This is a genomic window from Campylobacter concisus (assembly GCF_003048835.2).
In the GTDB taxonomy this organism is placed as follows: Bacteria; Campylobacterota; Campylobacteria; order Campylobacterales; family Campylobacteraceae; genus Campylobacter_A; species Campylobacter_A concisus_D.
Genome location: NZ_CP060705.1, coordinates 235,761 through 251,756 on the forward strand (window position 1 = coordinate 235,761; position 15,996 = coordinate 251,756).

Here is a 15,996-nt window from a genome sequence, read left to right on the forward strand (position 1 = left end):
AAAAAGGAGAGTCTATGAAATTTTTCAATGCATTTTTTACTGGCATTATATTTGTTCTTGCTCCTATTTTTACGCTATTTGTTGGAATTTACAACAACTACTTTTCATTTTATGGCATAAATGAGTATTTCAATGTGATTTTTGTGGATAATGTGCCTTTTTTGTGGCTTTTACCTGTGTTTTTTATATTTGGATATTGTTTCTTTTATGCGCCATTTAGAAAAATTTTTAGAGCCTTTTATCTGCTCTTGCTCGTGCTTTGCGCACTTAGTTGGTATCCTGATTTTGGACGAAGCTTGGGCGAGGCTTATTTTATGAGTAAGCCACTTGAGATGGATCTATCTTCAAATTTACAAAACGAGCAGAAAACAAGCGGCAAAGTCCTTTATGACGGACGAAGAGAAATTTATTTTCTAAGAAGTGACAATGATAAAGTCGTTAAAATTTCAAAGTAAAGTTTTACCTTTATTTAGTTACAATGGCATAAAAATTTAAAGGTTTAAAATGCGTATAAAACTTCCACACGTACCTTATGTCTCACATAAAATAGCAATAGATCTTTTAAACTGTGGTTTTGTAAAGTTAAACAAAGGTATTGAGCCAATCGTAGCAAAAGCAAGTGAAATTTTAACTACTGACGTTCAAAAAGAAAGAGCGCTAGACGAGCGAGTAAATGAGCTTTTAGAGAAAAACGAGGACGAGATGCAAACGATGCAAATCGACCGCAAAAATATGTTTTGGCTCGTTAAAAAGAAACTTGCTGGCGAATTTGACGTCATTTTAACTCATGAAGATAGATTTAGCAATGTCGCTCACAAGATACTTGAGACTATTTGGAAGAGCGGGTTGGTTGATTATAGCGTATCTGAAAACCGCGTAAAAAACGTAATATATGGCTCGATAGATGAGTATCTAAAGAGCTATGAGAAGATAGAAGATAGCGTCTATGAGATGATGCAAAACTACAAACGCAAACTTATCCCAGGAACTGATGAATACGACCTAATTTTTGAGCGTTTATATCAAGATGAGCTTAAAAAAAGAGGAATGCTTTAATGAAAGCTTATATCTACATTGAAAACGGCGTTTTTTTAGAGGCAAAGGCCTTTGGTGCTCACGGCGAGTGTGCAGGCGAGCTCGTTTTTAATACCTCTATGACTGGCTATGAAGAGATCATGAGCGATCCAAGCTATGCTGGTCAGTTTATCGTCTTTACTATGCCAGAGATCGGCATCGTTGGCATAAACGAAGATGATATGGAGAGTCTTAGAATTCACGCAAGCGGCGTAATAATGAGAAGCTACAACGAGACTCCGTCAAACTACCGCTCGCAAAAGTCTTTAGGCAAATTTTTCGAAGAGCAGGGCAAATTTGGCGTTTACGACGTTGATACTAGATATCTAACAAAGATGCTACGAGATGAGGGTGCTTTGATGGCATACATCTCAACGCAGATAAGCGACAAAGATGAGCTAAAGCGCAGGCTCGAAAGTAGCGGACGTATAGAAAATATAAACTATGTAAAAACAGTTAGCGCAATGGATGAGTACGAGCATAAAAAAGGCGCTTGGGATAGAAATTTAAAATCATATAAACCGCTAAAAAGTATCGGTAAAAAGATAGCTGTTTTTGACTTTGGCGTAAAGAGAAACATCCTAAACGAGCTATGTGAAACTGGTCTTGAGGTCATCGTCGTGCCACACGATACTAAGGCTGAAGTTTTGATAGATAAATTTAAAAATGGCGAGATAAATGGGGTATTTTTATCAAATGGTCCAGGCGAGCCAAAAAATTTAAAGGCTGAAATCGCTGAGATCAAAAAAATGATAGAGGCAAAAATCCCGATATTTGGCATCTGCCTTGGACATCAGCTGCTTTCAAATGCCTTTGGATACGAGACATATAAACTTAAATTTGGTCAGCATGGAGCAAACCATCCAGTCTTAAATTTAGAGACAAAAGCGATCGAGATAACAACACAAAATCACAACTACAACGTGCCAGAGAGCATCGCTGAAGTAGCGGTTGTGACACATAGAAATTTGTTTGACAACACGATCGAGGGCGTAAGATACAAGGACTATCCGATCTTCTCGGTGCAACATCACCCAGAAGCAAGCAGTGGCCCTAACGAGAGCAAATATATATTTAAGCAGTTTTTAGAAATTTTATAATATGCAAAACATAAGCCTTTACATGATTATCTCAGTTGCGCTTTTGAGCAGCTTTAGTCATTGTGTTGGCATGTGTAGCGGGTTTTTGGGCTTGCAAGCTCTATTTTTTAAAGGCAAAAGTAAGAGTAAAATTTTAATGCTAAGCACGCTTTATAACCTAGCTAGAATTTTTGCTTATGTGACTTTGGGAGCTTTATTTGGCGCCTTTGGAGCAGCCATTAGTTTTGGTATGCAAGCAAGAGGTATTATATTTTTCATAGTTGGCCTAGTGATCGCATTTATTGGCATTGCATTGCTTTTTAGGGGCGAGCTTTTAAAATTTATAGAGAGCGAAAAAGCACTTAAATTTATAGTAAAAATGGCAAAAACAAGTGTGCAAAAGAGAAATTTAGCAAATTTCTTGCTACTTGGCTTTTTAAATGGGCTTTTGCCTTGTGGAGTGGTCTATTATTTCTTAGCGCTTGGGGTTTTAAGCGCAAATGCAGCCGATGCGTCGCTAATAATGCTTATTTTTGGGCTTTGTACCTTGCCAGCGATGCTTTTAGCTAGCTTTGTTTTTGGTTTGCTAAGAGAGAAATTTAAAGAGATCATGTTTAAGCTCTCAGCTTGCATAATGATCTTAAACGGACTTTATCTATCATTTTTAGGATATAGAGCAAATGCCTAGTTTAAATTTAGATGAAAATTTTCTATCAAGTAGCGAGGGTATGAGGATTGCTAAACTTGCGATGATGGGCGAGATGATGGCAAATATAACTCACCAGTGGAAGCAGCCGCTAAATGAGCTAAGCTTAGTTTTATATAAGATGAAAAAGCTTGCAGGCAGCGAAGACGGCGAATTTATTGGCTCTTATGAGAGGGCTATGCAGATCATAAAGTATATGTCAGAAACTACTGATGAGTTTAGCTCGTTTTTAAACCCAAACACACTTTCGCAAGAATTTAGCCTAGCAGATGCAGCTAGAGCATCGATACAGATCGTAAAAGGCGTGATGAAAAAAGATGGCATTCGTATAGAGCTTGAAGTGCTAGGCGATTCTAAAATTTATGGCCACAAAAACAGACTTATGCAAGTCATTATAAATTTACTAAATAACGCAAAAGACGCACTAAATTTAAAAAAGATAGAAGATAAAAATATAAAAATAAAGATTGATAATGACGAAAAATTTGCTTACCTAAGCATAGAAGATAATGGCGGTGGCATAGATAAAAATGTGATAGATGAGATATTTAAGCCATATTTTACCACCAAAGAAAATGCCAAAGGCACTGGCTTAGGACTTTATATGTCAAAGCAAATAATCGATCAATTTAACGCAGAAATAACAGCGGGCAACAGCGACAATGGGGCCTGTTTTTTAATAAAGTTACCACACAAAGGAGAGATAGATGAATAAAATTTTAAAGAACCTAACGGTTTTGCTTGTCGAAGATGATAGCGACAGCAAAAAGATCATGCACGATGTACTAAGTGACAATTTTGAGAAAGTTTTTACTGCTCAAAATGGCGATGAAGGTTTGAAAAAATTTAAAAAATACAACCCAAATATGGTAATTACAGATGTATTTATGCCAATTAGTGATGGACTTGATATGACAAGATATATCAAAGAAATTTCTAAAGACACACCTGTCATCGTCCTAAGTGCGCATAGCGAAAAAGAGACTTTGTTAAAGGCGATCGATGTTGGTGTTGATAAGTATCTTATAAAACCTATCATGGCAGACGATCTTTTAAAAACGATAGAAAATGTCGCAAAAAGCAAGATAGAAACTGCAAATATCATCCAAGTTGCAAACGGATATAGCTTTAATAAGATAAAGCGCGTACTTATTAGAGATGGCGTTGAAATTTCGCTTACTAAAAAAGAGCTTGCATTTATCTCACTTTTGATAAAAAGACTTGGTACGCTTGTGCTTCACGATGAGATCAAAAGCGTCGTTTGGGTTGGTGAGAGCGTTACTGAGGCAGCTATTAGAACCTTTGTTAAACGTGTTAGAGATAAGGTTGGTAACAACTTTATAAAAAATGTCCCAGGACTTGGTTACAAAATAGACAGAAGACTTTCCTAGTTAATGAGAATTTATATTAATTAAGTTTTTTTATAGTCTTTATACCCTAAAATAACAAATCATTAATATAAATTTAACTAGGAGGATATTTTATGCGACCATCTCAGCTACTACACTATGATTATAGTGTAGCAAAGCTATTTATGTTTGCCACGATACTCTTTGGTATCATAGGCATGGTTGTTGGCGTAGTTATAGCTTTTCAAATGGCCTGTCCAGAGCTTAACTACATAGCCGGCGAATATTCGGCGTTTGGGAGGTTGCGTCCTCTTCATACTAATGGCATCATCTTTGGCTTCATGCTATCTGGCATATTTGCCACTTGGTACTACATCGGACAGCGTGTTTTAAAGGTCTCGATGAGTGAGTCGCCATTTTTGATGCTTATCGGCAAGCTTCATTTTTGGCTATATATGCTTGTTATGGTTTTGGCTGTTGTTACGCTTTTTATGGGCGAGAGCACAGCGAAAGAGTATGCCGAGCTTGAGTGGCCACTAGATATCGCAGTGGTCTTGGTTTGGGTGCTTTGGGGCGTTAGTATATTTGGCCTCATCGGTATCCGCCGCGAAAAGACGCTTTATATCTCAGTTTGGTACTACATCGCTACATTTTTAGGCGTTGCGATGCTATATCTTTTTAATAATATGGAAGTTCCAACAAGACTTGTTAGCGGATATGGCTCATGGCTACACTCTGTCTCTATGTATGCTGGCTCAAACGACGCTTTGGTTCAGTGGTGGTACGGCCACAATGCAGTTGCATTCGTCTTTACAGTGGCTATCATCGCTCAAATTTATTATTTCTTGCCAAAAGAGAGCGGTCAGCCGATATTTTCATATAAACTATCGCTATTTTCATTCTGGGGTCTTATGTTTATCTACCTTTGGGCTGGCGGACACCACCTAATATACTCTGCTACGCCTGATTGGATGCAGACTATGGGCTCAGTCTTTTCTATCGTTTTGATCCTGCCTTCATGGGGTTCAGCCATAAACATACTTCTTACGATGAAGGGCGAGTGGGCGCAGCTTAGAGAGAGTCCGCTTATTAAATTTATGGTTCTAGCTTCGACATTTTATATGTTCTCGACACTTGAAGGTCCGATACTTTCTATCAAGTCTGTAAATGCCCTAGCACACTTTACCGACTGGGTACCAGGACACGTTCATGACGGCGCGCTTGGCTGGGTTGGCTTTATGATCATGGCAGCACTTTATCACATGACGCCGCGCGTATTTAAGCGTGAAATTTACTCAAAGTCACTAATGGAAGCTCAGTTTTGGATACAAACAACAGGTATCGTTTTATACTTTGCATCTATGTGGATCGCTGGTATCACACAAGGTATGATGTGGAGAGCGACTGATAGCTACGGAAATTTACTCTACTCGTTCATAGACACGGTAGTTGTGCTTATCCCATACTACTATATAAGGGCTATTGGCGGACTTCTTTATCTAGTTGGCTTCTTGATGTTTGCTTATAACATCTACAAATCAACTTCTGCTAAAGCTATCTTAGCAGAGCCAAAAAACGCTTCGCCAATGGGCGGCGGGGCAAAAGCTAGCGCGGAGGTGATGTGATGTTTGCTTGGTTAGAAAAAAATCCATTCTTTTTTGCAGTTTGTGTCTTTATAGTCATCGCTTACGCTGGTATAGTTGAGATTTTGCCAGACTTTGCAAACAGAGCTAGACCGCTTGAAGGCACAAAGCCTTACACCGTTTTAGAGCTAGCTGGTAAAAACATCTATATGCAAAATGGTTGCAACACTTGCCACTCTCAAATGATCCGTCCGTTTAAAGCTGAGACTGATAGATACGGCATGTACTCGCTAAGTGGCGAGTTTGCATACGATCGTCCGCACCTTTGGGGCTCAAAAAGAACGGGACCTGATCTTATGCGTGTGGGCAACTATAGAACGACTGACTGGCATGAAAATCACATGCTAAATCCAGCCTCAGTAGTGCCAGGCTCGATCATGCCAGCATATCCATTTTTGTTTAAGAAAAATGCTGATATAGAGACTGCTTACGCTGAAGCGCTAACGGTTAAAAAGGTCTTTAACACGCCTTATGACGAAAAAGATATGCCAGCACTTGGCACGCTAGAGCAGACAAATGCTAACGTCAAGGCTGAGGCTGCAGCTATCGTTGAAAATATGAAAGATGAGCAGGTAAAAAGTGCATTTGAAAAAGGTGAAATTCGCCAGATCGTAGCACTCATCGCTTATCTAAATAGCCTAAAGTAGGAGCGAGAGATGGAGAACATTAGAGAGTTTCAAGCTTATGGCTATTTTTTCTTGACAGCATTTTTGGCGATCACTTTGTATGCCTACTTTTTTCATCTTTATAAGAGCGAAAAAACTGGCAGAAGAAACTACGAAAAGTACTCAAAACTAGCGCTTAACGATGAGATCGGTGGCGAAATTTTAGAGCGTAAGACTACAAAGGAGAGCGTATGCAATGGCTAAATTTAGAAGATAATGTAAATTTACTAGCTCTTATAGGAGCGGCTCTAATCATCGTGCTTACCATCGTTGTGGCTGGTAGGTACGTGGGGCAGATGAAGGTTAAAAAAGATGAGAGCGTTGAGCTTAGCGAGCACAACTGGGACGGCATAGGTGAGTACAAAAATCCTGTCCCACTTGGCTGGGCGGTCGTCTTTTTGCTAGCGCTAGTTTGGGCGGTTTGGTACTATTTGCTAGGCTATCCTTTAAATTCTTACTCACAAATCGGCGAGTATAACAAAGAGGTCAAAGAAGCAAATGCCAAATTTGAAAAAGAGTATGCAAATCCAAGCAAAGAGACGCTTCACGCTATGGGTGAGAGCATATATCTCGTGCAGTGCTCAGCATGTCACGGCATCACAGGCGATGGCATAGGTGGCAAGGCTGCAAATTTACAAATTTGGGGCAGCGAAAAAGGCATAGTTGAGACTATACTTAATGGCTCAAAAGGGCTTGATTATCCTATGGGTGAGATGCCAGCAGGTTTAGCTGACGCTGATGGCGCAAAGGCGATCGCAGCATACGTAGCTAAAGAGATAAGCGCGATAAAAAGCACTAAAAATGAAAATTTAGTAGCAACTGGCAAAGAGCTTTATGCTGCATGTGCCTCATGCCACGGCGAAGATGGTAAGGGCATGGATGGTATGTCGGTTGATCTTAGCAAATATGGCTCGGCCGGTTTTGTGGCTGAGGTGCTAAATCGTGGCAAAAAAGGAGCGATCGGCACTATGCCTAAATTTAATGATGGCAGGCTAAACGAGATCCAGCAAAGCGCAGTTGGCGAGTACGTCATATCGCTATCAAAGGGCGAATAATGGAAAATAAAAATAGAAACATCTTTGCCTTAAACGGCATTAGCGGGTTTTTAATAGCGGTGGTGCTTTTGCTCTCTATCCTAGCGGTGCTTACATACGTTGGCATCGGCCTGCAAAAAGAGGTCGCAACCAAGCCTTACTCACTAAAAGATGCAGCTAGCATCGAGATGAAGAGCGTAGATAACGCTAAACATGTCATTGTAAAGGAGAAGTGATGCTAGGCATAATAGAAAAAGCCATTATCCTGCTAATAATCGTCGTAGGCGCCATTTGTGCGTGGTCAGTGCTTACACCAAATCACCTCTTTGTAGGCTAAATTTGAAGAAATTTGCACTCATTTTTATCATTTTGCTCTGGCAAAATTTGGCTTGGGGTGCAAATTTCGTTATCAATGATGATGGAATTTTAAGCCAAAAAGTAAGCCAAAAACTAAATGAGATAGGAGACGAGCTTTATCAAAAAAGCGGCATAAATTTAGTAGCTGGCGTATATAAAGATGGCGAGCTTGGCATGCTTTTTAAAGAGCAAAATTTAAGCTCGCCTTTTGTCTTCTTAGCTCTCATAAAAGATAAGCAAAAGGTTGAAATTTTTAGCGATACAAACACTTCAAAGCTCTTTAACAAGGAGCAAATTTTAAGCGTAAGTCCAGAATCAGGCACCATCATCCCCATTTTAGTCTCAAAAAATGGCAAAGATGTCTATAATGCCGCCATCTTAAACGGCTACGCTGATATCGCCGAGCAGATCGCTGGGAGCTTAAATTTAAAGCTAGAAAGTGGCATCGGCAGCTCAAACAAAACGACCTTAAATTTCTTGCGAATTTTTATCTACGGCTTGATCGCATTTTTCGTTCTCATCATCTTTTATAAAAAGGTAAAAAATGGCTAAAAAGAGCTTTTGGCCTTACGGCATCGTACTTAGTATAGTGGCTATCATCTTAGCTTGCGTAGCAACCATCGTTGTTGCGATCAACAACCCAGTCGAGATGGATAGTGCTTATATGCAAAGTCACCAAAGCGTCGATGAAAACATCACTTTTATAAAAGAGAGTGAGGCTAGGTTTGATGAAAAATTTGAGCTTAAATTCGAGCCAGAATTTAAAGGCTTGCAGGGTAAGTTTAAATTTCTTTTAACGCCAAAAAGCAGCGAAATTTCAAGCCTTAGCTATGAAATCTTACTCACTCGCCCACAAACAAACAAAGATAACAAAACATTAAGCGCCTCATGGCAAGAAAACGAGCTTGTAAGCGAGAGTGTTGGCCTAAAAGAGGGCAGGTGGCAGCTACTTTTAAGGCTTAGCGACAAGCAAGATACGAGATATTATAAATTTGATTTTAATGCTACAAAGTAAGTTAAATTTGCATCCAAAATCTCTTTTGCCAAAGTTAAAAACAAATAAATTTTACTAAACGCTAGATCAAACCTCTTTAAAACCAAAATTTAATCCCAAACGCTTGCCAGTTTTAACATACTCTTTAAATTTATAGATTAGAGGCGAGTATTTTTTAGTATCTAGCTTTTCGTCTTTTAACAAATTTTCATCCACAAATATGCCAACTATCTTGCAAGTGACGATGCAAAACCACTCCTTTATCTCGCACTTTTCTACGATCGTTTTTATCTGTATCTTGCACTCTTTTATGCGCGCGCTTTAGTTTTTGGCGCTAAATTTAAGCAATATAAACCCCGCGGCACCCGAAACTACCGAACCTAGCAAGATAGCGAGCTTGTCGGTGTAGGCAAAGGCGTCCGTGTCGTTGTAGGCTAGGCCGTTAACGAAAAGGCTCATCGTAAATCCTACGCCGCAAAGCACGGCGATGCCGTAAAGCTGGATGAAATTTGACCCCTCGGGCAGCTTGGCTAGCTTAAATTTGATCGCTAAAAAGCTAAATCCAAATACTCCGATTTGCTTGCCGACGAAAAGCCCCAGCGCCGTGCCTAGCGCGACCGGAGACAAAATCTCGTCCAGTCCGACGCCTCGCAGTGAGATGCCTGCGTTTACGAAGGCAAATATCGGCAGCACGCCAAACGCTACCCAGCCGTGCAGGTCGTGCTCGATGCTTTTTAGCATAGATTTGCCCGGCTCGTCTTTAAAGCTAAGCGGTATGAAAAAGGCCGCCACGACGCCGGCAAGCGTGGCGTGAACGCCTGATTTTAGCACCGCTACCCACATCACCGCGCCTACGATCAGATACGCCGCCTTGCTCTTTATGCCGAGTCTGTTTAGCACGAAAAGCGCGGCTAGACAAACGCTCGCGACCGCAAGCATTTGGGCGCTAAGCTCGCTCGTGTAAAATAGCGCGATAATCACGATCGCGCAAAGGTCGTCGACGATCGCTAGCGTCATGAGGAAAATTTTTAAACTAGTCGGTACGCGAGGCCCGAGTAGGCTCAAAATCCCCAGAGCAAACGCGATATCCGTCGCCGTCGGTATCGCCCAGCCGCCAAGCATGAAGGAGTCGTGCTTCGTAAAAAGATAGAAGATAACCGCGGGCACTATCAGGCCGCCTGCCGCGCCGATCGCTGGCAGCGCGATTTGCGACGGATTTTTTAGCTCGCCCTCCAGCACCTCGCGCTTTAGCTCAAGTCCGATGAGAAAGAAAAATACCGCCATCAACCCGTCGTTCACCCACAAGATCAGGGGTTTGCTTAGTCCGTATTCGCCGAAGCTCATGGTAAATTTGGTATTTAAAAATTCGTTGTAAAAATCGCTCAAAAACGTATTTTGACACAGTAGCGCCGCGACCGTAGCGATCATCAGCAAAATCCCGCCGCTGGCTTCGTGTTTTAAAAACTCTTTTATTCCGTCCATTTTGCTTCCTTTTTATAAATTTTGGCGATTATAGCTTATTTTTACGCTCGCATAAAATTCGGGCGAATTTGGCTATAATCAAGTCAAATTTAAAGGTAAATTTAGTAGACGCGTCGCTAAAATTTGCCATGCCGCATTCGCGTGCCGCTGGGGGTGCTCGGTATCATCTCGCCCTTTTTGATCTTTTGTGGTGGCAAGCAGGATAGGAAAGCCGTAGTAAAAGCCAGATCTATTTAACTCTTTATGCATTTTTGCTCCTTTTTTAAATTGTATCCCCTAGCACTTTAAGGCTTAAAATTTTAATGAATTTAGAAAAATTTTCAAAGCTTGCCTTAAGTGAGAAAAAGCGCTCTTTTATCAGCTTTTGGCTATCATTTTTTAAAAATTTAAGAGAGAAAAATGCGCAATTTAAATCAACTTTTCGTCTTTACAAACTCGCGTAAGATCAGGGAATTTAACGCTGGTTTTAATGACGAGCTAATACCAAAAAGCCTAAGTATCGCAGAGTTTTATAAAAAGGTCGTTTTTGTAAATGGCCGCTTTGAGTGCGATAGCACCTACGCTTTGGTGCTTATGAACAGAGCCTGTGCCAGCGTCAAAGAGGCAAACTCGGTGCTAAAAATACCAACTGAGTTTTTTGAGTTTTTGAAAAATAACAACTATCTTTTTTCGTTTTTTAAAGAGCTTGCTATCAGCAAAAAGAGCATTGCTGATATTAAATTTAACGATATTTATGCTGATTTTGAGGAGCATCTAAGCATACTTGAAGCGGTTTTAAAAGAGTATGAGAGCTTGCTTGATAAAGAAGATCTTTATGATGATATAACCTTGCCAAAAATTTACTCCATCAATGAAGCTTACATAAGAAGTTTTAGTGAAATTTCACTGCACATTGATGGCATTTTAAGCGAGTTTGAGTGGGAAATTTTAGAAAAAATATCAAAACTAACAACGCTAAAGATCATCTTTCAAACTAGCGTTTTTAATAAAAAACTAATCGAAAAGATAAGGCAAATTTCAGCCATTAGCGAGTTTGAAAACTATAAAAAATATGAGCTAAATTTAAATACAAACGAGCTAACTTGCCTAGAAAATATCACAAAATTTGAGCCAGTTTTAGTAAGAGAATTTGCCACAAGAAGCTTGCAGTGCGCTTACGCTATGGCAAAGGCGAGTGAGTTTGTGCGTGAGGGCATAAAGCCTGAAAATATCGCTGTCATATTGCCAGATGAGGGCTTTAGCGAGATTTTAAGGCTTCATGATAGCGCTAAAATTTTCAACTACGCCATGGGCGAGAGCTTTAAAAATACAAAATTTTATGAAGCACTTTACTACATCACAAGAGCGATCAACGAAGAGGCAAGCCCAGTTTTTGATCAAAGCAAGTGTGAGAGCTACGAGGAGCTTGGCTTTATTTTAAGCGAATTTGGCGTGAGTGAGCAGTTTTTTGAGAAATTTAAGGCTGGCTATTTTGAGCTGTGCGAATTTACTAAATTTAAAGAGCTAATAGACGAGCTTTTGGCGCTTGAAAATGAGCCAAAATGCGAAGAGAAGCTCGCGCTTGAGCTTTTTAGGATGGAGAATTTATGCAGGTATTTTAGCTTTAGCTTAAAGCAGCTAAGTGAAATTTTCTTGCTAAATATCTCGCGCCTAAGCATCGACGACGTGGGCGGCGGAAAGATCAGCGTCATGGGCATGCTAGAGAGCCGTGGGATGAAATTTGATGGCGTCATCATAGTTGATTTTAATGACAACTTCATCCCCGCAAGAAGCGCAAACGAGATGTTTTTAAACTCAAAAGTGAGGCAAAAAGCGGGGCTTATAAGCTATGTGGAGCGTGAAAATTTGCAGAGATTTTACTACGAAAGCCTCATAAATAACGCCAAAAAAGTGGCGATAAGCTGCTGTGTAAATGAAGAGAGCATACCTTCAAGATTTTTAAAAAATTTCAAAACGATAAAAGATGAGAAATTTAGCGACGAGGCCTATTTGAAGCTATTTTTAAAGGGAGAGGCGAGCTTAAATTTAAAGGATGATGAGGTTATTTTAGAACATGATTTTTTCACAAACCCACTCTCGTTTTCGACGCTAAATTTATTTCTAACCTGCCCAAGAAAATACTACTACACAAAGATAGCTGGCATAAAGCCTGCAAAAGGCGTAGCAAAAGAGCTTGGTACAAAACAAGGAAATAGCGTTCATAGCGCACTTTTTGAGTATTACACGAGTGAATTTTATAAGCAAAATAACACCTTTGATCTAGCCGTTTTTAAAGAGATGCTAACAAAGCAAAATCTTACGCCACTTGAGTTTGAAATTTGGACGCATAAATTTAAAGAGTATGAAATTTATGAAAACGAGCGTTTAAGGGCTGGTTTTAGGGTGCTTGAGTGCGAAAAAGAGGTGCAAAGCGAGTTTTGCGGCGTGCAGATAAAGGGATTTATCGATAGGATCGATGCGGACGCAAGCGGCGACGTGCTTATACTTGATTATAAAACGGGCGAAGCAAATGTAAATTCGCTCCAGCTTGCCTTTTACGAGGCGCTTTACGGCAGAGAGGTGCGAAGTGCTTACTATGCCCTAAAAAACGAGCCTAGCTTAGTTAGCTCGAAAAAAAGCGTAGAGGATCTAAACGGCGAGATAGAAAAGCTAAAAGGCATAAACAAAACCAAGATAAATTTTGAAAGAAAGAGCGGTGCTTGCGCATTTTGCGAATACGCTACACTTTGCAGGAGAGAGTTATGAAAAATTTTTTAGCCCTAAAAGCAAGTGCTGGAAGCGGTAAAACCTTTGCACTAAGCGTTCGCTACATCGCTTTGGTGCTTCGAGGTGAAAATATAAACGAGATCGTCGCTCTAACTTTTACAAAAAAAGCAGCAAACGAGATGAAAGAGCGCATAATCGCTACTTTTTTGGACTTGCAAAACAAAAAAGGCGAGCTTGAAGCGGTGTGCGCGGAGCTTGATATAAGCCAAGATGAGGCGATAAAAAGGCGAGATGAGAGGCTTGGCGTCTTTTTGCAAAGCGAGCTAAAAATTTATACATTTGATGCGTTTTTCTCTGGGATACTAAAGAAATTTAGCCAAAATTTAGGGCTTAGCCCTGATTACAGCGTGCAAGATAGCTTGCAAGATCTGGCGTGGAAAAAATTTGTAAAAGAGGCGAGCAAGGATAAAAAGCTTCTTAGCGAGCTGGCCTTAATGATGATCATCTCAAGCCAAAAGGAGGCTAGCTTTTCGCAGACTCTGGCGAAATTTTATGAGAGTTTTGGTGGAGAGCTAAAAGATAGTGGCGCAAGCTATCCAGATGATAGCAAGGTAAGGGCGGCGCAAAGGGCGTTAAATGAGCATATAGCCTTGCAAAATGGCGCTAGCGATACGGCTAAAAAGACATTTGGCGAGCAGAATTTATTTGAGCTATTTAAGAATAAGGTTTTTGCTAGGCAAAGCCTAGACTACCGCACTTTTAGCAAAATTTACACCCCTGAGCTTGATAGGCTTTTTTGTGAGCTAAAAGAGGCAGCGAAAAACTACATCTTAGAGGTTGAAAAGTATAGGCTAAGTGGTTTTAGTAAGCTATTAAAGCTTTATAAGGCTTCAAATTTAGAGCTAAACAAGGAGATAAATGCGCTAAGTTTTGCTGATATAAACAAGCTGGTTTTTAAGCTTTTGGTGCAAAGCTTAGACAAAGAGGCACTTTATTTTAGGCTTGATGGCAGGATAAATCACCTCTTGGTTGATGAGTTTCAAGATACAAACGTAATCCAGTATGAGATCATCTTACCGCTCATCGCTGAAATCGTCTCTGGATACGGACAAAACGGGCTTGGGAGCTTCTTTTACGTCGGCGATACGAAGCAGAGCATCTATAAATTTAGAGGCGGCAAAAAGGAGCTTTTTGATAAGCTTGGAGATGATTTTAGCCAGATAGATATAGAAAATTTACCAAGCAACTACCGCAGTTTAAAGGCTTTGGTGAAATTTAATAACGCTGTTTTTGAAGAAATTTATCATAGATATGGGCTTAGTTTTGAGCCGCAAGAGCCAGCCAAAAAAGATGAGACGCTAAGCTACGAGGTAAGCGACGAGTGTGCATACTTTGAAGTAGAAAAAGACGACTACGGCTACTTGCGTGTGCTAAGTGGTGAAGATATCGCAGGTGCGGTCGTTTCGCAGGCAAAAGAGCTTTTAAAAGCTGGCGTAAATGCAAGCGATATAACCGTGCTTTGCTGGAAAAATAGCGACATCAGTCTCATCTCAGAAGTGCTTAGCAGTGAAGGGATAAAAAGCGTCAATGAAGGCACTTTGGAGCTAAAAAGAACGCCACTTGTCGCAGCGATCATCGAGTATGCGAAATTTTGCCTATTTAAAGAAGAAATTTATGAAAAAAATGTAAAAGTGCTAGTAAATGCAAATGTCAAAAAACTAAATATAAAGCCTGAAGAGAGCGCTACAAATAGCCTATTTTACTTAGCTAAAAATTTAGGCATAAGCATGGCAGACGTTGATATCTTGAGGCTGTTTGAGCTAAGCGTGGGGTATAAAAATTTAAGTGATTTTATATTTAACCTTGAAAACTTTAGCTCAAAGATCAGTCCAAAAAGTAGCGACGGCGTGAGAGTGATGACCGTGCATAAGTCAAAGGGGCTAGAATTCGCTCACGTCATAGTTTGCGATATGATGGGCAAGGGCAGGGGTGATGACTCAAATTTCATAACCGAATACAGCGAAAAGGGCGAATGGATCGTAAAGAGTAAAATTTCAGGTAGAGAGAATTTTGATAGCGACTATGCAAGCGTTTTAGAGCAGATGAAAGAGCTTGAAAAGCAAGAAAATATCAATAAAATTTACGTCGCATTCACAAGAGCCACAAAGTCGCTCATAATCATCAAACAAGCCGTCCCAAGCGGAAGTAGCCCAAGCTTTTTTTCATTTTACACAAAAAGCGACAAGAGCGAAGCAAACGACTATCTTGATCTAAAAGAGTTTAGCTTCGGCAAAATTTTGCCTAGCAAGAGCGAGCAAAAAGAGCTAAAAAAAGATGAAAAAATGCCTGAAATTTTAAAGATAGAGAGGCAAGAGATTGAGGCAAAAGAGCAAAAGACGAGTGGTAAAAATTTAAGCGCGATATATTTTGGCCTTGCGTTTCACTATCTGCTTGAGATGAGCGAAAAATTTGATGAAATTTCACTAGAAAAAGCTAAAAATTTGATGCTAAATAAATTTCATAAATTTTTGACACTTGAAGTCCTTGAAGATGCCCTTACTAGGGCAAAAATGCTTATAGGAGAGCAAAAATTTATAGAGTGCATAAAGGGCAAAGAAATTTACAAAGAGCAGCCATTCAAAGTAAAAAATGAGCTAAAACAGATGGATCTTTTTTGCTTTAATGATCGTGAAATTTGCGTGATTGATTATAAAACGACAGATAAAAATATAGAAGAGAACAAAAAACAGGTAGAAGAGTATAAAGATGCGCTCGCTAAATTTTATGAAAAACATAGTATAATCGCCGTCATCTTCTATGCACTTGAAGGCAAAATTTCATATATTGAAGTTTAAACGCTACTTAATTTAAGCTTTATTAAAGCATTGTTTAAATACAATCACAACT

General features: G+C 39.8%; 18 protein-coding genes. 15 read left to right on the top strand and 3 right to left on the bottom strand.

Annotated features, from left to right (window positions below):
• Positions 1–14: 14 nt before the first annotated feature.
• From CVT08_RS01160 to CVT08_RS01220, 13 genes are all read left to right on the top strand, one after another.
• Complete coding sequence (locus CVT08_RS01160) at positions 15–455, top strand: hypothetical protein (RefSeq protein ID WP_012001187.1); 441 nt, start codon at positions 15–17, stop codon at positions 453–455.
• A gap of 49 nt (positions 456–504) precedes the next feature.
• Positions 505–1,056, top strand: coding sequence for a DUF507 family protein (locus CVT08_RS01165; protein WP_012001188.1), 552 nt, complete (start codon positions 505–507; stop codon positions 1,054–1,056).
• Positions 1,056–2,174, top strand: coding sequence for a glutamine-hydrolyzing carbamoyl-phosphate synthase small subunit (gene carA / locus CVT08_RS01170; RefSeq protein WP_021086469.1), 1,119 nt, complete (start codon positions 1,056–1,058; stop codon positions 2,172–2,174). Before CVT08_RS01165 ends, carA begins: the two co-directional genes overlap by 1 nt.
• Before the next feature lie 22 nt (positions 2,175–2,196).
• Positions 2,197–2,841, top strand: coding sequence for a sulfite exporter TauE/SafE family protein (locus CVT08_RS01175; protein WP_103599445.1), 645 nt, complete (start codon positions 2,197–2,199; stop codon positions 2,839–2,841).
• A complete protein-coding gene (locus CVT08_RS01180) occupies positions 2,834–3,574 on the top strand; it encodes a sensor histidine kinase (RefSeq protein ID WP_103635264.1) in 741 nt (246 codons plus the stop codon). Before CVT08_RS01175 ends, CVT08_RS01180 begins: the two co-directional genes overlap by 8 nt.
• Positions 3,567–4,250 (top strand): response regulator transcription factor, encoded by a 684-nt coding sequence (locus tag CVT08_RS01185; RefSeq protein ID WP_012001191.1) that lies wholly within the window; start codon positions 3,567–3,569, stop codon positions 4,248–4,250. Before CVT08_RS01180 ends, CVT08_RS01185 begins: the two co-directional genes overlap by 8 nt.
• A 92-nt stretch (positions 4,251–4,342) precedes the next feature.
• On the top strand, positions 4,343–5,833 hold the full coding sequence (gene ccoN, locus CVT08_RS01190) for a cytochrome-c oxidase, cbb3-type subunit I (RefSeq protein ID WP_107856534.1): 1,491 nt from the start codon (positions 4,343–4,345) through the stop codon (positions 5,831–5,833).
• Positions 5,833–6,498, top strand: coding sequence for a cytochrome-c oxidase, cbb3-type subunit II (gene ccoO, locus CVT08_RS01195; RefSeq protein ID WP_002939297.1), 666 nt, complete (start codon positions 5,833–5,835; stop codon positions 6,496–6,498). Before ccoN ends, ccoO begins: the two co-directional genes overlap by 1 nt.
• 9 nt (positions 6,499–6,507) lie before the next feature.
• Positions 6,508–6,720 (top strand): cytochrome c oxidase, cbb3-type, CcoQ subunit, encoded by a 213-nt coding sequence (locus CVT08_RS01200; protein ID WP_103558641.1) that lies wholly within the window; start codon positions 6,508–6,510, stop codon positions 6,718–6,720.
• Positions 6,708–7,571, top strand: coding sequence for a cbb3-type cytochrome c oxidase N-terminal domain-containing protein (locus CVT08_RS01205; RefSeq protein ID WP_103599438.1), 864 nt, complete (start codon positions 6,708–6,710; stop codon positions 7,569–7,571). Before CVT08_RS01200 ends, CVT08_RS01205 begins: the two co-directional genes overlap by 13 nt.
• Positions 7,571–7,786: a DUF4006 family protein gene (locus tag CVT08_RS01210; protein ID WP_103634443.1), complete on the top strand. Its 216-nt coding sequence runs from the start codon at positions 7,571–7,573 to the stop codon at positions 7,784–7,786. The genes CVT08_RS01205 and CVT08_RS01210 overlap by 1 nt, the downstream gene beginning before the upstream one ends.
• A gap of 103 nt (positions 7,787–7,889) precedes the next feature.
• Positions 7,890–8,459: a hypothetical protein gene (locus CVT08_RS01215; RefSeq protein WP_107856535.1), complete on the top strand. Its 570-nt coding sequence runs from the start codon at positions 7,890–7,892 to the stop codon at positions 8,457–8,459.
• Positions 8,452–8,922: a FixH family protein gene (locus CVT08_RS01220; protein WP_107856536.1), complete on the top strand. Its 471-nt coding sequence runs from the start codon at positions 8,452–8,454 to the stop codon at positions 8,920–8,922. The genes CVT08_RS01215 and CVT08_RS01220 overlap by 8 nt, the downstream gene beginning before the upstream one ends.
• A 66-nt stretch (positions 8,923–8,988) precedes the next feature.
• Here CVT08_RS01220 and CVT08_RS10300 read toward each other — a convergent pair whose 3' ends face one another.
• The 3 genes from CVT08_RS10300 to CVT08_RS01230 all read right to left on the bottom strand — a co-directional run bounded on the left by CVT08_RS10300 (position 8,989) and on the right by CVT08_RS01230 (position 10,632).
• Positions 8,989–9,117: a hypothetical protein gene (locus CVT08_RS10300; RefSeq protein ID WP_258031521.1), complete on the bottom strand. Its 129-nt coding sequence runs from the start codon at positions 9,115–9,117 to the stop codon at positions 8,989–8,991.
• 105 nt (positions 9,118–9,222) lie between these two features.
• Positions 9,223–10,383, bottom strand: coding sequence for a Na+/H+ antiporter NhaA (gene nhaA / locus CVT08_RS01225; RefSeq protein ID WP_103598721.1), 1,161 nt, complete (start codon positions 10,381–10,383; stop codon positions 9,223–9,225).
• Between the two features lie 78 nt (positions 10,384–10,461).
• A complete protein-coding gene (locus CVT08_RS01230; RefSeq protein ID WP_159070992.1) occupies positions 10,462–10,632 on the bottom strand; it encodes a hypothetical protein in 171 nt (56 codons plus the stop codon).
• A 150-nt stretch (positions 10,633–10,782) separates the two neighbouring features.
• Between CVT08_RS01230 and CVT08_RS01235 the strand changes: the two genes are divergently transcribed.
• Entirely contained in the window at positions 10,783–13,128 is a 2,346-nt protein-coding gene (locus tag CVT08_RS01235) for a PD-(D/E)XK nuclease family protein (protein WP_107856537.1), read from the top strand.
• Complete coding sequence (locus CVT08_RS01240; RefSeq protein WP_107856538.1) at positions 13,125–15,944, top strand: RecB-like helicase; 2,820 nt, start codon at positions 13,125–13,127, stop codon at positions 15,942–15,944. Before CVT08_RS01235 ends, CVT08_RS01240 begins: the two co-directional genes overlap by 4 nt.
• The last annotated feature ends 52 nt before the right edge of the window (positions 15,945–15,996 follow it).

What these genes read in the sequence shown, in the direction of transcription:
- CVT08_RS01160 (WP_012001187.1), top strand. Translation starts at nt 15, where the DNA reads ATGAAATTTTTCAATGCATTTTTTACTGGCATTATATTTGTTCTTGCT.
- CVT08_RS01165 (WP_012001188.1), top strand. Translation starts at nt 505, where the DNA reads ATGCGTATAAAACTTCCACACGTACCTTATGTCTCACATAAAATAGCA.
- carA (WP_021086469.1), top strand. Translation starts at nt 1,056, where the DNA reads ATGAAAGCTTATATCTACATTGAAAACGGCGTTTTTTTAGAGGCAAAG.
- CVT08_RS01175 (WP_103599445.1), top strand. Translation starts at nt 2,197, where the DNA reads ATGATTATCTCAGTTGCGCTTTTGAGCAGCTTTAGTCATTGTGTTGGC.
- CVT08_RS01180 (WP_103635264.1), top strand. Translation starts at nt 2,834, where the DNA reads ATGCCTAGTTTAAATTTAGATGAAAATTTTCTATCAAGTAGCGAGGGT.
- CVT08_RS01185 (WP_012001191.1), top strand. Translation starts at nt 3,567, where the DNA reads ATGAATAAAATTTTAAAGAACCTAACGGTTTTGCTTGTCGAAGATGAT.
- ccoN (WP_107856534.1), top strand. Translation starts at nt 4,343, where the DNA reads ATGCGACCATCTCAGCTACTACACTATGATTATAGTGTAGCAAAGCTA.
- ccoO (WP_002939297.1), top strand. Translation starts at nt 5,833, where the DNA reads ATGTTTGCTTGGTTAGAAAAAAATCCATTCTTTTTTGCAGTTTGTGTC.
- CVT08_RS01200 (WP_103558641.1), top strand. Translation starts at nt 6,508, where the DNA reads ATGGAGAACATTAGAGAGTTTCAAGCTTATGGCTATTTTTTCTTGACA.
- CVT08_RS01205 (WP_103599438.1), top strand. Translation starts at nt 6,708, where the DNA reads ATGCAATGGCTAAATTTAGAAGATAATGTAAATTTACTAGCTCTTATA.
- CVT08_RS01210 (WP_103634443.1), top strand. Translation starts at nt 7,571, where the DNA reads ATGGAAAATAAAAATAGAAACATCTTTGCCTTAAACGGCATTAGCGGG.
- CVT08_RS01220 (WP_107856536.1), top strand. Translation starts at nt 8,452, where the DNA reads ATGGCTAAAAAGAGCTTTTGGCCTTACGGCATCGTACTTAGTATAGTG.
- nhaA (WP_103598721.1), bottom strand. Translation starts at nt 10,383, where the DNA reads ATGGACGGAATAAAAGAGTTTTTAAAACACGAAGCCAGCGGCGGGATT.
- CVT08_RS01230 (WP_159070992.1), bottom strand. Translation starts at nt 10,632, where the DNA reads ATGCATAAAGAGTTAAATAGATCTGGCTTTTACTACGGCTTTCCTATC.
- CVT08_RS01235 (WP_107856537.1), top strand. Translation starts at nt 10,783, where the DNA reads ATGCGCAATTTAAATCAACTTTTCGTCTTTACAAACTCGCGTAAGATC.
- CVT08_RS01240 (WP_107856538.1), top strand. Translation starts at nt 13,125, where the DNA reads ATGAAAAATTTTTTAGCCCTAAAAGCAAGTGCTGGAAGCGGTAAAACC.